Annotated in this window: 12 protein-coding genes; 9 read left to right on the forward strand and 3 right to left on the reverse strand. The window is 64.8% G+C overall.

The window, feature by feature from the left end:
* Position 1: 1 nt before the first annotated feature.
* Together hsaC and hsaA are read right to left on the reverse strand one after the other, a co-directional pair.
* A complete protein-coding gene (gene hsaC, locus B4400_RS10080) occupies positions 2-904 on the reverse strand; it encodes an iron-dependent extradiol dioxygenase HsaC (RefSeq protein WP_078292618.1) in 903 nt (300 codons plus the stop codon).
* 15 nt (positions 905-919) lie between these two features.
* Positions 920-2,107: a 3-hydroxy-9,10-secoandrosta-1,3,5(10)-triene-9,17-dione monooxygenase oxygenase subunit gene (gene hsaA / locus B4400_RS10085; RefSeq protein ID WP_078292617.1), complete on the reverse strand. Its 1,188-nt coding sequence runs from the start codon at positions 2,105-2,107 to the stop codon at positions 920-922.
* 277 nt (positions 2,108-2,384) lie between these two features.
* Between hsaA and B4400_RS10090 the strand changes: the two genes are divergently transcribed.
* Positions 2,385-3,437: a ferredoxin--NADP reductase gene (locus tag B4400_RS10090; protein ID WP_078311485.1), complete on the forward strand. Its 1,053-nt coding sequence runs from the start codon at positions 2,385-2,387 to the stop codon at positions 3,435-3,437.
* A gap of 64 nt (positions 3,438-3,501) precedes the next feature.
* Positions 3,502-4,041 (forward strand): hypothetical protein, encoded by a 540-nt coding sequence (locus tag B4400_RS10095; RefSeq protein ID WP_078311643.1) that lies wholly within the window; start codon positions 3,502-3,504, stop codon positions 4,039-4,041.
* 73 nt (positions 4,042-4,114) lie between these two features.
* Here B4400_RS10095 and B4400_RS10100 read toward each other — a convergent pair whose 3' ends face one another.
* A complete protein-coding gene (locus tag B4400_RS10100) occupies positions 4,115-6,232 on the reverse strand; it encodes an acyl-CoA dehydrogenase family protein (RefSeq protein ID WP_078311486.1) in 2,118 nt (705 codons plus the stop codon).
* Positions 6,233-6,424: 192 nt separating this feature from the next.
* On the opposite strand from B4400_RS10100, the gene kstR reads away from it, so the two are divergent.
* From kstR to B4400_RS10135, 7 genes are all read left to right on the forward strand, one after another.
* Positions 6,425-7,102, forward strand: coding sequence for a cholesterol catabolism transcriptional regulator KstR (kstR, locus tag B4400_RS10105; protein ID WP_078311487.1), 678 nt, complete (start codon positions 6,425-6,427; stop codon positions 7,100-7,102).
* Between the two features lie 60 nt (positions 7,103-7,162).
* Positions 7,163-9,694: a trehalose-phosphatase gene (otsB, locus tag B4400_RS10110; protein WP_078311644.1), complete on the forward strand. Its 2,532-nt coding sequence runs from the start codon at positions 7,163-7,165 to the stop codon at positions 9,692-9,694.
* A gap of 48 nt (positions 9,695-9,742) precedes the next feature.
* Positions 9,743-10,747: an SDR family NAD(P)-dependent oxidoreductase gene (locus B4400_RS10115; RefSeq protein ID WP_078311488.1), complete on the forward strand. Its 1,005-nt coding sequence runs from the start codon at positions 9,743-9,745 to the stop codon at positions 10,745-10,747.
* Complete coding sequence (locus B4400_RS10120) at positions 10,744-11,538, forward strand: SDR family NAD(P)-dependent oxidoreductase (RefSeq protein ID WP_078311489.1); 795 nt, start codon at positions 10,744-10,746, stop codon at positions 11,536-11,538. The genes B4400_RS10115 and B4400_RS10120 overlap by 4 nt, the downstream gene beginning before the upstream one ends.
* Positions 11,539-11,611: 73 nt before the next feature.
* Positions 11,612-12,490 (forward strand): metal ABC transporter solute-binding protein, Zn/Mn family, encoded by an 879-nt coding sequence (locus B4400_RS10125; protein ID WP_139361352.1) that lies wholly within the window; start codon positions 11,612-11,614, stop codon positions 12,488-12,490.
* 7 nt (positions 12,491-12,497) lie between these two features.
* The gene (locus B4400_RS10130; protein ID WP_078311490.1) at positions 12,498-13,283 is read left to right on the forward strand and encodes a metal ABC transporter ATP-binding protein; all 786 of its coding nucleotides are present in this window, start codon (positions 12,498-12,500) and stop codon (positions 13,281-13,283) included.
* A complete protein-coding gene (locus B4400_RS10135) occupies positions 13,276-14,106 on the forward strand; it encodes a metal ABC transporter permease (protein ID WP_078311491.1) in 831 nt (276 codons plus the stop codon). The genes B4400_RS10130 and B4400_RS10135 overlap by 8 nt, the downstream gene beginning before the upstream one ends.

Here is a 14,106-nt window from a genome sequence, read left to right on the forward strand (position 1 = left end):
TCTACTTGAACCCAACGCTGAAATCGTGACCCCACAGACTGATACCGACGCTCTCGCGCGCGATCCAGCTCTCGTCATCGACTTCAGAACCCTCGCAACCGAACTCCATATCGAACCCGCCGGGAGTCTTCATATAGAAGGACAGCATCTTGTCATTGATGTGCCGCCCCAGGGTGGCCGACATCTTGACCTTTCGCCGGTTCGCGCGGTCCAAGCAGAGACCGACATCATCGGAATTCTCCACTTCGACCATCAGGTGCACGATTCCGGTCGGGTTGGGCATCGGCATGAACGCCAGCGCGTGGTGGCGCGGGTTGCATCCGTAGAAGCGCAGCCACACCGGGTCACCGTCGGCCGGGCGGCCGACAAGCTGCGGCGGCAGCCGCATCGAGTCACGCAGCCGGAAGCCGAGCACACCCTCGTAGAACGCCTGCGCCGCAGCGTCATCGGTGCAGGTAAGCACCACGTGCCCCAGTCCCTGCTCAGCCGTGACGAACTTGTGGCCGTATGGGCTCACAAATCGGCGCCCCAGATACTGGGCTCCGTGGAACACCTCCAGCACGTTTCCCGACGGATCCTGGAACCTGATCAGCCCCTCGACCTTACGGTCGGAAGCCTCGACCTTGGTGCCCTCGACGTACTCAACACCCGCGTTGTCCAGGCGGTCGCGAATTGCCTGCAACGCCGGGGCGTCCGCGACCTCCCATCCCGAAGCGAGTAACCGGTCGTTCTCGCCGGGCACGATCACCAGGCGAGCCGCGACATCGTCCATCCGCAGATAGAGCGCGGCAGGGTTGTCGCCGGTGCCTTCCATCATGCCGAGAACCTTGGTACCGAATTCACGCCAGGCGGCTACATCGGTGGCCTCGATGCGCATGTACCCGAGTGCCTTGATAATGCTCATCTTGCTGACGCTCTCCTAAACCATCGTGTCGGTGGCGGGCAGCTCGAAGGCGTGGTTACCCCAGATCTGGTAAGCCCGCTCAGCGTCATTGGCCGCGTGCACGCGTCCGGCGTGCGCATCACGCCAGAAACGCTGTACCGGTGCGTCATTCGATAGCGCGGTGGCCCCGGAGTTCTCAAACAACAGGTCGATCGAGGCGATGGCCCGTCCGGTGGCACGCACCTGGTCGCGGCGTGCGGCGGCGCGCAGCTCGAAGGGAACCTCCTGGCCGGCCGAGATAAGGGCGTACTCGTCGCCCACATTCCCGATCAACTGACGCCAACCGGCATCGATGTCACTAGCGGCCTCGGCCACCCGCACCTTGGTGAACGGGTCGTCCTTGGCCTTCTCACCGGCGTATGCCGCGCGCACCCGCTTGCCCTGAGCCTCGACGTGCGCGTCGTAGGCGCCATACGCCATGCCCATGATGGGCGCGGTGATGGTGGTGGGATGCATGGTGCCCCAAGGCATCTTGTACACCGGCGCGGTGTTGGTCTCGTAACCACCGGCGGTCTGGTCGTTCATCTTCTTGTACGACAAGAAGCGGTGTGACGGCACGAACACGTCTTTGACCACGACAGTGTTACTGCCGGTGCCACGCAGACCGACGACATTCCACACGTCGTCGATGCGGTACTCGGTACGCGGGATCAGGAAGCTACCGAAGTCGACCGGACGGCCGTCCTTGATGACGGGGCCACCGAGGAACGCCCAGGTGGCGTGATCGCAGCCCGAGGACCAGTTCCACGCGCCGTTGACCAGGTACCCGCCATCGACAACGACACCGGCGCCCATGGGCGCGTAGGAGGAGGAGACTCGCACGTTGGTGTCGTCGCCCCAGACCTCTTCCTGGGCCTTCTGGTCGAACAGGGCCAGGTGCCAGTTGTGCACACCGATGATCGAGGAGACCCAGCCGGTTGAGCCGCAGGCGCTGCCGAGCCGGCGCACCGCCTCGTAGAAGGTAGTGGGGGCCGTCTCGTATCCACCCCACTGCGAGGGCTGCAACAGCTTGAAGAAGCCGATCTCCTGCAGTTCGGCGACCGTGGCGTCGGGCAGACGCCGCAGGTCCTCGGTCTCCTGCGCGCGCTTGCGCAGGATCGGCAGCAGGTCGTCAATTCCTGCGAGAACCGCCTGAATCTCGTCCCGCTGTTCGGTCGTCGTCACTGCATTTCCTCCACTGCTGTAGTTAGCATCAGTCGGCACAAACTAGGGCTAGTAGTTCGCGACACCCGCTGTACACCCACGGTGGTAGCGCGTGTTCCCTGCTGAGACTAGAACACGTTTCGATCTGTGTCGACACCGCCTCGCCCACCCCGGGAAGGCGGGCTCATCTGGAACGAAGCGACGACGGTGTTGTAGGGCCAAAGGTCAATTCTGTAACCTGTTCTAGTTCGGTTGTAGTTGGGCTCGGCCAGACGAAGTCAACGACGGAGGAAATCACGTGACGGACGTTCCGCTGGGAAAGCACGTCCTCGAGGTTCGAATCGCCGAGGTTATCGACGAGACCGCCGACTCCAGGTCATTGGTCTTCGATATTCCCGAGGACGCGGCCGACAAGTTCGCGTACACACCCGGCCAGTACCTCACGCTGCGCATTCCATCCGACCGCACCGGATCGGTGGCGCGCTGCTACTCGCTGTCCAGCTCACCGCATATCGACGACCGGTTGACGGTGACGGTCAAGCGGACCGTCGATGGTTACGGGTCCAACTGGATCTGCGATAACGCCCATGCCGGTATGCACATGCACGTACTGGCGCCCTCGGGAGTGTTCGTCCCCAAAGACTTGAGCCGGGATCTCCTCCTCGTTGCCGGCGGCAGCGGAATCACCCCGATGATGGCGATCTGCAAGTCCGCGCTCTCCCAGGGCAGCGGCAAGGTCGTTCTCATCTACGCCAACCGCGACGAACAGTCGGTCATCTTCGGAGCGGCACTTCGGGAGCTGACCACGCAATATCCGGAGCGGCTCACCGTCATTCACTGGCTCGAATCGGTGCAGGGGCTGCCCTCGCGACAATCACTGGCCACGCTGGCCGCACCGTTTGCCGGGCATGAGGCCTTTATCTGCGGCCCCGGACCGTTCATGGACGCCTCCGAGGCCGCACTCAAGAGCAACGGCATGCCCGAGGACCGCGTACACATCGAGGTCTTCCGTTCCCTGGAAAGCGATCCGTTCGCCGAGGTAGTCCTTGCCGAGCCTTCCGACGATGACGAACCGCCGGCCACGGCCACCGTGGAACTCGATGGTGAGACCCACACCGTCAGCTGGCCGCGCAGCACCGTCCTGCTCGACGTGTTGCTCGCCAAGGGGCTGGACGCGCCGTTCTCCTGCCGCGAGGGGCACTGCATGACATGTGCCTGCATCCTCAAGGACGGGAAGGTCCGCATGCTCGTCAACGACGCACTGTCCCAGAACGACATCGACGACGGGTACATCCTGGCGTGCCAGGCCGTTCCCGAGACCGACGACGTCAACGTCACCTTCGATGAGTGAACGCCAGGTACAGAAAGAAGATCCCGGCGCCGTTGCCCAAGCGGGCCGATACGATTCCGACATCATGAAGTCCCTGAAATCGGCGCTGGCCGCCGCATCACTGGTGGTTACTTCCCTAGTTTTCCCAGGTACCGCCACCGCAGAGGTCAAGACCACCGACGTCAGCACTCCCGTCGACGAGGGGCGCCAACTCGAGGTGCACGCCACCGCCGACTGTCGCAGGGCAGAACGGCAGTGCTACTACACCGCGAGCTTCAACCTGCGGACCCCCAGCGGGATTGAGGGATTCGGGGGCGACCTGTGGGCCAAGCAGACCACCGAACTACGCACCTCGGACCGGATGAATTACTTGTGGGTGCAGTGGGCCGACAATCCGAACACCGTGGAGCACAACGGCGGTAGCACCTGGCTGCTTACCACCGTCTACTTCGGCGGAGGCGATGTCGACCGCTTCCGGGTCACCGGCACCACCCAGCCGACCGATTGGGCGACGGGGCAGCCCAAGCTCGATGCCGACTACATCGTGTGCAGTCACGTCGAGGCCAGTATCGGTGGCCGCAGCGTGATCTCGCCCGATGCCTGCGCGCAGGCCCGCTTCAGCTAGCCGTCACCAGGGTGTTGATCTCAGCGCCGCCACACTAGCGCGGGATCCGGGCACCCGAGCTGACCGCTGGCTGTCAACGCGGCAGGCCGAGTAGCCGCTCCCCTGCCACGCTGAGCAGGATTTGGGTGGTACCTCCGGCGATCGACAGGCACCGGTCTCGCATGAACAGCCACATCTCGTGGGACTCCACCGCACCATGGGTGTCCACGTAGTCGAGGATGTGCTCCGAAAGTCCCTGACGATGACGCACACCGACGAGCTTGCGCACACTCGAGGCCGCACCCGGATCCTGACCACCGATGGCGCGCAGCGCGGTGCGCAGATCAAGCAGCGCGCCCGTCTGCGCCGAGCACACGAAAACGCCGAGCGTATCGAGTTGCGCCGCATCCAGTTCGGTGTCTCCGATGAGGGCAAGCAGCGACTCCATGGCCTCGTCGAGAGTGCCGCCTCCCGCCATCGCCACCCGCTCGTTGGCCAGTGTGGTGCGGGCCAGGCGCCACCCGTCGTCGACCGAACCGACCACGTACTCGTCCGGGACGATCACACCGTCCAGGAAGACTTCGTTGAACATCTCCTCTCCGGTGATCTCACGCAGCGGCCGCACGGTGATCCCGGGGGTCTTCATATCGAGCAGGAAGTACGTAATGCCCTTGTGCTTGGGAACATCGGGGTTGGTGCGCGCCAGGCAGATCGCCCAGTCCGCGATCTGCGCCTTGGAGTTCCACACCTTCTGACCGTCGAGCTTCCACCCGCCGTCGACCCGGGTTGCCTTGGTACGCAACGCCGCAAGGTCACTACCGGCGCCGGGCTCGGAGAACAGCTGGCACCATTCGATCTCACCACGAAGCGTGGGTGCCACGAATTGCGCTATCTGCTCGGGCGTTCCGTGCTCCAGAATGGTGGGGGCCGCCCACCATCCGATGACAAGATCGGGGCGTGTGACGCCCGCGGCATGCAGCTCCTGGTCGATGAGCAGCTGCTGCGCGGCCCCCGCACCCAACCCGTACGGCGCGGGCCAGTGCGGAGCCAGGAAGCCCGACTCAGCCAGTCGGATCTGGTGTTCATCACTTGGCGCAGAAGCGATTTCCGCAGCGGTAGCCGCAACTTGTGCGCGCTGACTCTCCGCCTCACCGAGGTCGACGGTCAGGGACCGGCGCGTTCCCCCTAGCGTCAGCGTGGCGGCCGTTCGCCGCCATGCCGCGGGCTTACCCAGGAAGGACTGGAGCGCGTATGCGCGCCGCAGGTACAGGTGTGCGTCATGCTCCCAGGTGAATCCGATACCACCAAGAATCTGGATGCAGTCCTTGGTGTTGGCCAGCGCCGCATCGACGGCAACCGCCGCCGCAACGGCAGCGGCAAGCGAAAGCTGCTGAGAATCAACGCCATTGGCAACAGCATCCTGCGCACATCCGGCGGCGTCCCAGACAGCGACATCGGCCTGCTCGACACGGCACAGCATTTCCGCACACATGTGCTTAATCGCCTGAAAGCTGCCGATCTGCTTACCGAATTGCTCGCGCACCTTCGCGTATTCGACTGCGGTCCGCAGCGCCCAACGCGCCACGCCGACCGCCTCGGCCGAGAGGGTCACCGTCGCCAGATCGGCGACCACGGCGGCCGGCAGGCTCACCGGATGTACCGCAGCGCCGCGCAGGGTGACCGCGGCCCACGGACGCGAGAAGTCGGTCGCCTTCTTGACGTCCACCGTGGCGCCAGCGCCCACGCAGTCGATCAGCACCCAGCCGTCGGGCCCCGGGGCCAACAGCGCTCCGTCGGCCGTACCTCCCAGCACCGCGGGCAACACGCCCGAGGCCAGCCCGTCGGCGATGGTCAGGTCCCCGGTACGCGCCAGTCCCGCCGTGCGATCTCCGGCCGCCAGCGCTGCGACCAATTCCGCGGGTCCGTCGGTCGCCAGCACCACCGCGGCCAGCGCACTGGTGGCAACCGGCCCCGGCACCAAGGACGCTGCGGCCTCGTCGACCATGGCGATCATGTCGTCGAATCCAGCTCCCGAACCGCCGGCGGCCTCCGGCACCGCGACACCGAAAATGCCCAGCTCAGCGAGCCCGGCATAGGCAGGGCCCCACCCGTGGGGCTCGGACTCCATCTTCCGGACCGACTCGATGACAGCCGTGCTCTTGGCCCATTGACGGACAGCGTCGCGGGCGGCTTCCTGCACGTCGGACGACACAGATTCTCCTCGGCTTGATTCGGGTACATGAGACTAGAACGTGTTCTAATATCGTGATTGGGTTCAGTGTAGTAGGAACGCATTCAGGCTGTACAGAGCACTACCAGCGGGCCAGGGAGACCTGAAACGGCCGATGGTGATCCGTATAGTCGTGCGCTGAACCAGAACGTGAACGCAGGGAGTAGAGACGCCATGGCAACGCCTCGGACATCTAGCGCATCGGAAGCCGCGCAGTCAGCTAGCGGTGATACCGACGCGACGAATCAGCCTGCTGCCGTCTCAGCACTATCCGACGATGATCTCGGTTCGACCGCGCAGCGCGAGCGCCGCAAGCGCATCTTGGACGCCACTTTGGCCATCGCCTCCAAAGGAGGCTACGAAGCGGTGCAGATGCGCACCGTCGCCGAGCGTGCGGACGTCGCCGTCGGCACCCTGTATCGATACTTCCCCTCCAAAGTGCATCTGCTGGTGTCCGCGCTGGAGCGCGAGTTCGAGCAGATCGACGCCAGATCGGATCGCGGTGCCGTCAGCGGCGGCACCGCATACGAACGGCTGCATACGGCAATCACCCGGCTGAACCGCAACATGCAGCGCAATCCCTTACTCACCGAGGCGATGACCCGCGCCCTGGTCTTCGCGGACGCTTCTGCCGCCGGTGAGGTTGATCACGTGGGCCGACTGATGGACGGCATCTTCGCCCGCGCGATGGCCGGCGACGACGATCCCTCCGACGGGCAGTTCCACATCGCCCGCGTCATCTCGGATGTCTGGACCTCCAACATGATTGCCTGGTTGACGCGGCGAGCGTCGGCAACTGATGTGAGCCACCGGCTTGATCGCACCGTCAGATTGCTGCTGGGAATTACCTGACCTGCGACGCTTGGCCTAACCAACCCTGAGTAGGTAGCGGACGTAGACTCGGGACCCGTGGTGAGTGCCCAAGATCTGCCCGTCGAACTGCGCCGCGCTCTTTCCGAGGTGGCCCGTACGCCCCGTCTGCTGGTGGCCTCCGACTACGACGGAACGATAGCCCCGCTGGTCAACAACCCCGATGACGCACGCCCACATCCCGAATCGACTACGGCGCTGCGGGCTTTGGCGGGACTGCCGTCGACGACTTCGGCGCTGATCTCCGGGCGGGCACTGCGTGATCTGGCGACCCTGTCGCGACTGCCCTCCGAAGTGCATCTGGTCGGAAGCCACGGTTCGGAGTTCGATGCCGGATTCGTGCACGCCATCGACGGAGACGCCAAGGCGCTGTTGAAGACCATTGCCAACAAGCTGTCGGCGATCGCCGCCGAGTACGCCGGGGTAGCCATCGAGCTAAAGCCGGCAAGCGTCGCACTGCACGTACGCAATGCCTCAGTAGAGGACGGCGATGCCGCGCTGGCCCAAGCACTTACCGTGGCCAACGGTTGGGGCGCGCAGGTCACCGAGGGCAAGAAGGTCCTCGAATTCGCCGTCATACCGACCGACAAGGGGCAGGCGCTCGACATCCTGCGCCATCAGGAGGGCGCGACCGCCGCCGTGTTCTTCGGCGATGACGTCACCGACGAAAAGGTGTTCAAGCGGCTACACGGCCCCGACCTGGGCGTCAAGGTGGGCGACGGCGAAACCCTGGCGGGATACCGCATTCCGGATACCGAATCGGTGGGCACAGCGCTGGCTTTCCTGCTCGAGGAGCGCCGCACCTGGCTGCTCGGCGGACACGCCACCCCCATCGAGCGACTCACCATGCTCGCCAATTCGCGCACCATCGCGCTGGTGACCCCCACCGGTGGCGTCACCTGGATGTGTCACCCCGAACCCGACTCGGCCGCCATCTTCGCCCACCTCCTCGGCGGCGACGAGGCAGGACACTTCACCATCGGCCCCGCACGATCCGCGCTACCACTCGGCCAGAAGTACATCGACAGCACCATGACTGTTGAAACACGTTGGGCCAGTCTGCAAGTCACCGATTACTTGGCGCCCGACGAGATCCCCGGACGCACCGACCTGATCCGGGTTGTCACCGGCGAGGCCGATGCCGTGGTCACCTTCGCCCCGCGTCCCGAGTTCGGCCAGGCTCCCGTGCAGTTGGTCGCCGAAGACAACGGCGTGCGCGTACTCGGCACCAACGATCCCATCGTGCTGCGCGCCCCCGGTGTCACCTGGACAATCGGCGCCGACGAACAGAGCGCCACCGCGACCATCAGCCCGGCAAAGGGCCCGGTGGTCCTCGAGCTGCGCTGCGGCACCGAGGATCTCGGCGAAAGCTCGGTTACGGAGCCCGAGCTACGGGAACGGGCCGAATCCTACTGGCGCGACTGGGCCCACACCCTGACTCTTCCCGAGCGCAAGCCCGGACTGATGAAGCGCTCAGCGCTGACGTTGCGTGGGCTGGTGCACTCCGAGTCGGGCGCGATCCTGGCCGCAGCCACCACATCGCTACCGGAAGACATTGGCGGTATTCGTAACTGGGATTACCGGTACTGTTGGTTACGCGATGCCTCGATGACCGCATCGGCACTGGTGGCGTTGGGATCGCTGAGCGAGGCCGAAGGTCTGCTGGGCTGGCTGCACCGGGTGCTGGAGCATCTGCCCGGCCCCGATCGCCTACACCCGCTGTACACACTGGCTGGAACGGTGCTGCCACCCGAAGCGGTGATCGACTCGCTGCCCGGGTATGCGGGCTCGCGCCCGGTCCGCGTCGGAAACGCCGCCAATTCGCAAGTGCAGCTGGATGTCTTCGGGCCCGTCGTGGAACTGATCCATGACCTGACCCACGCGCGCCAGCGCCTCGGACACACCGACCCGCTGACCGATGCCGATTGGAACCTGGTTTCCGACATGGTTCTCGCCGTCGAGCGTCGATGGTACGAACCCGATCACGGAATCTGGGAGATCCGCGGAAATCCCCGGCATCACGTCTACTCCAAGGTCATGTGCTGGGTGACCGTGGACCGCGCCGTGAAGCTCGCCGAAGAGTTCCAGCGTGAATCACCTCCATCCTGGGGCGCATTGCGCGACGAGATCGCCGCCGAGGTCGTGGAAAAGGGGTGGAACGAGTCGGTCAAGTCCTTCACGGCCGCCTATGACGGCACCGATCTGGATGCCGCCACCCTCTACATCGGGCTATCCGGACTGATCGAACCCACCGATCCCCGCTTCACCGCGACAGTGATCGCCACTGAGGCCGAGTTGCGCAGTGGTGCAACGGTTTACCGATACCACCGGGACGATGGTCTACCCGGCGGAGAGGGCGGCTTCCATCTATGCGCCGCCTGGCTCGTCGAGGCGTATCTGCTCATCGGTGCGCGATCGCAGGCCGAGCTCCTGTTCGACCAGCTGGTCAAGGCCACCGGCCCCACCGGCCTGCTGTCCGAGGAGTACGACCCGGTGGCCGAACGCTCGTTGGGCAACCATCCGCAGGCGTACAGCCATATCGGGCTGCTGCGCTGCGCGGCCTTGCTTTCCTAAGGGCCCATTTCGCCGCGCTACTGGCGCCCGCGGGCATAGCGTTCAGCCATGAACCCCATGCAACGTCTCAGCTCTCTGGCGTCGCAACAGTTTGGCAAGGTCAACAAGGCCCTGACGACGCCGACCGGACAACTCACCCCGCACGCCATCGCCAAGCTCGTGACACCGAGCCGAAGTCTGCGCTCGTCGGTCCGCAACAAGATCGTCATGATCACCGGCGGCTCGTCGGGCATCGGCCAGGCCGCCGCATTCCAGATTGGCGCGGCAGGCGGCACGGTGCTGCTGGTGGCCCGCTCCGAGGACAAGCTGCAGGAGACCGCCGCACAGGTCCGTGACGTTGGCGGCACCGCCCACGTGTCCCCGTGCGATCTGTCCGACATGGACGCGATCGATCGCATGGTCAAGGACGTACTCGCCGACCACGGCAGGGTGGACATCCTGATTAACAACGCCGGTCGATCGATCCGGCGCTCGCTGGCGCTGTCCTACGACCGGCCACACGATTTCGAGCGCACCATGCAACTGAATTACTTTGCACCCCTGCATCTCATCCTGGGATTCATGCCGGGTATGCGCGGGCGCAAGTTCGGCCACATCATCAACATCTCATCCATCGGGGTGCAGACAAAGGTCCCGCGATTCGGCGCCTACATCGCGTCGAAGGCCGCGTTGGACACGGTCTCTGATGCGTTCCAGGCCGAGACCTCCGACGAGGGACTGCGCTTCACGACCATCCACATGCCGCTGGTGCGTACCCCGATGATCGCGCCGACGACGCTGTACCAGAAGTTTCCGGCCCTGACCCCGGACGAGGCCGGTGAGGTCATCGCGAAGGCGATCATCGAGCGGCCGCGGCGGGTGGCCTCGACGTTCGGACGAATCGCCTCGTTCGCAGACTCGCTGACACCGGAGATCATGGACGCGGTACGCAATCAGGGATACAAGATGTTCCCGGATTCCGATGCCGCCAAAGGCGTCAAGAACCTCAAGCCCGAGGAAGTGGACAGCGGACAGCAGATCTTCATCGACGCCACGCCCGGGGTGCACTGGTGAGCCTGCCGAAGCCGGGCGCCGCCGGGCCCGTCGTCATCACCGGAGCTTCCTCGGGGATCGGCACCGAGCTCGCCTATGGGCTGGCCAAGCGCGGATACTCGTTGGTCTTGGTCGCCCGCCGCAAGAACAGGATGGACAAGCTCGCCGACATCCTCTGTGCGCGCCACCGCATCGAAGTCGATGTGCAAGCGCTTGACCTAGGCACTGAGCCGGGCCGCACCCAGCTACGCGAATGGATTGCCGCCCACCGCATTGCGGGACTATGCAATTCCGCCGGATTCGGAACGAGCGGGGTCTTCCATGAGCTACCGCTGGACCGCGAACGCGAAGAGATCGAGGTCAACGTCATCACGTTGGTCGAACTGACCCACGCCGCGGTGACTGGCATGGTGGATCGAGGCAGTGGGGCCGTGCTGAACATCGCCTCGGTCGCCGCATTCCAGCCGATTCCGTTTATGGCGACCTATGCGGCGACCAAGGCATATGTGCAGTCCTTCTCCGAGGCCGTGCACGAGGAGCTGCGGGGCACTGGTGTGTCCTGCACGGTGCTGTGCCCGGGACCGGTGCCGACGGAGTGGGCAGAGATCGCGAGTGCCGAGCGATTCAGCGTGCCGGGTGTGCAGGTCTCGCCTAAGCAGGTCGCCACGGCGGCGATCAAGGGCATGCAGCAAGGATCGCGCAGCGTAATCCCCGGAGCGGTGCCGCAGGCGATGACCGTCGCCGGGCGCTACACGCCACGATCACTGCTGCTACCGGCGCTGCGCGTCGCCACCAAGCTCAGCGAGCGCTGACACGTTTTGCACTCTCACCACCCATCCCCCATAATGAAAACCGTTTTCATTACTGGAGGGCTGGAGGTCCGCTGTGCACGCTCGCGTGGCTGGGTTGGCTGTGACGGTTACGACCGTCGGAACGCTCGTACTCTCCGGTTGCGGCCAGGCCGCCCAACGGCCCGATGAACCCATGGTGGTGGCCTCCACCGACGCCTGGGCTTCGGTGGCCAAGGCCGTCGCAGGCGACCATGCCACGGTGAGCGCATTGGTCAGCGGCGCCAACACAGACCCGCATTCATTCGAGGTGACGCCCGCGGCGGCCGCGCAGGTCCAGGACGCCACCCTCGTGGTGTACAACGGCGACGGCTACGACCCGTTCATCGACAAGCTGCTCAAGGACGGCCAGCCCCGGATCAACGCCTACCAGCTGCTCCCCACCGACTCGACCGACAAGAATGAGCATGTGTTCTACAGCCTGAGCACCGCCAAAAAGGTAGCCGATCACGTCGCAGACGAGCTCGCCAAGGCCGACCCGGACGACGCCGATACCTACCTCGCGAATGCCAAAACATTTGGGCAGCAGCTTGACTCCATCTCAGATCTGCAGCACGGGATCGCCGAGAAGGACCACGGCAAAGCGATCCTGGCGACCGAACCGGTGGCCAGTCACCTGGTCTCTCATTGTGAACTGGTCGACCGCACGCCCCACGACTTCGCCGAAGCTGCCGAGCAAGGCCAGGACCCCTCCCCCGCGGATCTCGCGACCGCGTTGGACCTGATCAACACCAAACAGGTTGCGGCACTGCTCTTCAACTCCCAAACGGCCGGACCGGTGACCAACCAGCTCAAGCAAGCCGCCGAATCCCACGGGGTCCCGGTGGTGACGGTGACCGAAACCCTGCCGGACGGCACCGACTACATCACCTGGCAGCGACGCACCACCGAGCAGCTCGCTACGGCCCTGAGATAATGGCCGCATGAGTGTCGCCACGCTGCGCAATGCCTCGCTGAACCGCGGTGGACGCACCCTCTGGGAGGATCTCGACCTCACGATCGAACCGAGTGAGTTCATCGCGGTATTGGGCCCCAACGGTTCCGGAAAGACATCGCTGCTGCGGCTGCTGTTGGGTGAGGTCCCGCTGACGCGCGGCACGATGACCGTTGCCGACGACCTCGGATACGTCCCCCAGCATCGGCTTGCCGACAACGCGCTGATTCTGCGCGCCGAGGACCTGGTGGGCCTCGGGATCGACGGGCACCGTTGGGGTTTGGCGGCACTGAATCCCGCCAGCCGAGCGCGCCGTCGCATAACTATCGACCTTGCGCTGGATCAAGTGGATGCCAGTCATCTGGCCACCAAAGCCGTCTCGTCGCTATCCGGTGGCGAGCTCCAACGGGTGCGCATCGCGCAGGCGCTGGCGGGCGATCCCGCACTCCTGCTCTGCGACGAACCCCTACTGAATCTGGATCCCGCAAGTGCACAACAGATTTGCGCGTTGCTCGACAAGAGGCGGTATAGCGCGCAGACGGCTGTGCTGTTCGTGACCCACGAGATCAACCCGATCCTGCCGTACGTGGACCGGATCCTCTATCTGGTAGACGGGCGCTTTCGAATCGGCGCCGTCGACGAGGTGATGACGACCGAGACCTTGTCGGAGCTGTATCGCGCCCAGATCGACGTGGTGAAGGTGCGCGGACAGTACGTGGTCGTGGGCGAAAACCGACAGGTCACCGAGGAATGTGCGGAGCACGCACATGAATAACTTCTTCGACCTTTCCCTCACCGCCGACCTCCTCGGACGCGACTTCGTGCAGCAGGCGATCCTTGCGGCCGCGCTGCTGGGGCTGCTGGCCGGGCTCATCGGCCCGTTTGTGGTGATGCGCCAGATGTCCTTCGCGGTGCACGGTTCCAGTGAGCTATCGCTAACGGGTGCCGCCGCGGCGCTCTTGGCCGGCGCCAACGTCGGCACCGGCGCGTTACTCGGAAGCGTGGTCGCAGCCATACTTTTCGGCATCCTCGGACAACGCACCAAGGATCGCGACTCGGCGATCGGTGTCGTCATGGCCTTCGGGCTGGGGCTGGCGGTGCTGTTCATCCACATGTATCCGGGGCGCACCGGCACCAATTTCGCGCTCCTCACCGGGCAGATCGTCGGCGTCGGGTACAGCGGGCTACTGATGCTCGTCGTGGTGAGCATCGTGGTAGGCGCGGTACTGGCGGTCACCTATCGGCCGATGCTGTTCGCCACGGTCGACCCCGACGTGGCCGAGGCGCGCGGAGTCCCCGTGCGTGCCTTGGGGATTGTGTTCGCTGCCCTCGTCGGCCTCACCGCGGCGCAGGGTGTGCAAATCGTCGGCGCGCTGCTGGTGATGTCACTGCTCATCACACCCGCGGCGGCCGCCGCTCGCATCACCTCATCCCCGGCGCGCGCCATCGGCTTGTCGATTGTCTTCGCTGAGATCGCTGCCATCGGTGGAATCGTGCTGTCCTTGGCGCCGGGCGTACCGATCTCGGTCTTTGTCACCATGATCGCCGTATCCATCTATCTGCTCTGCCGTGTCATCGGGCGGTATCGGCACGCCTGA

This window comes from Mycobacterium sp. D16Q13, assembly GCF_002013375.1.
In the GTDB taxonomy this organism is placed as follows: domain Bacteria; phylum Actinomycetota; class Actinomycetes; order Mycobacteriales; family Mycobacteriaceae; genus Mycobacterium.

Coding starts and splice junctions, on each gene's coding strand:
- hsaC (WP_078292618.1), bottom strand. CDS start 904: ATGAGCATTATCAAGGCACTCGGGTACATGCGCATCGAGGCCACCGAT.
- B4400_RS10095 (WP_078311643.1), top strand. CDS start 3,502: ATGAAGTCCCTGAAATCGGCGCTGGCCGCCGCATCACTGGTGGTTACT.
- kstR (WP_078311487.1), top strand. CDS start 6,425: ATGGCAACGCCTCGGACATCTAGCGCATCGGAAGCCGCGCAGTCAGCT.
- B4400_RS10115 (WP_078311488.1), top strand. CDS start 9,743: ATGAACCCCATGCAACGTCTCAGCTCTCTGGCGTCGCAACAGTTTGGC.
- B4400_RS10130 (WP_078311490.1), top strand. CDS start 12,498: ATGAGTGTCGCCACGCTGCGCAATGCCTCGCTGAACCGCGGTGGACGC.
- B4400_RS10135 (WP_078311491.1), top strand. CDS start 13,276: ATGAATAACTTCTTCGACCTTTCCCTCACCGCCGACCTCCTCGGACGC.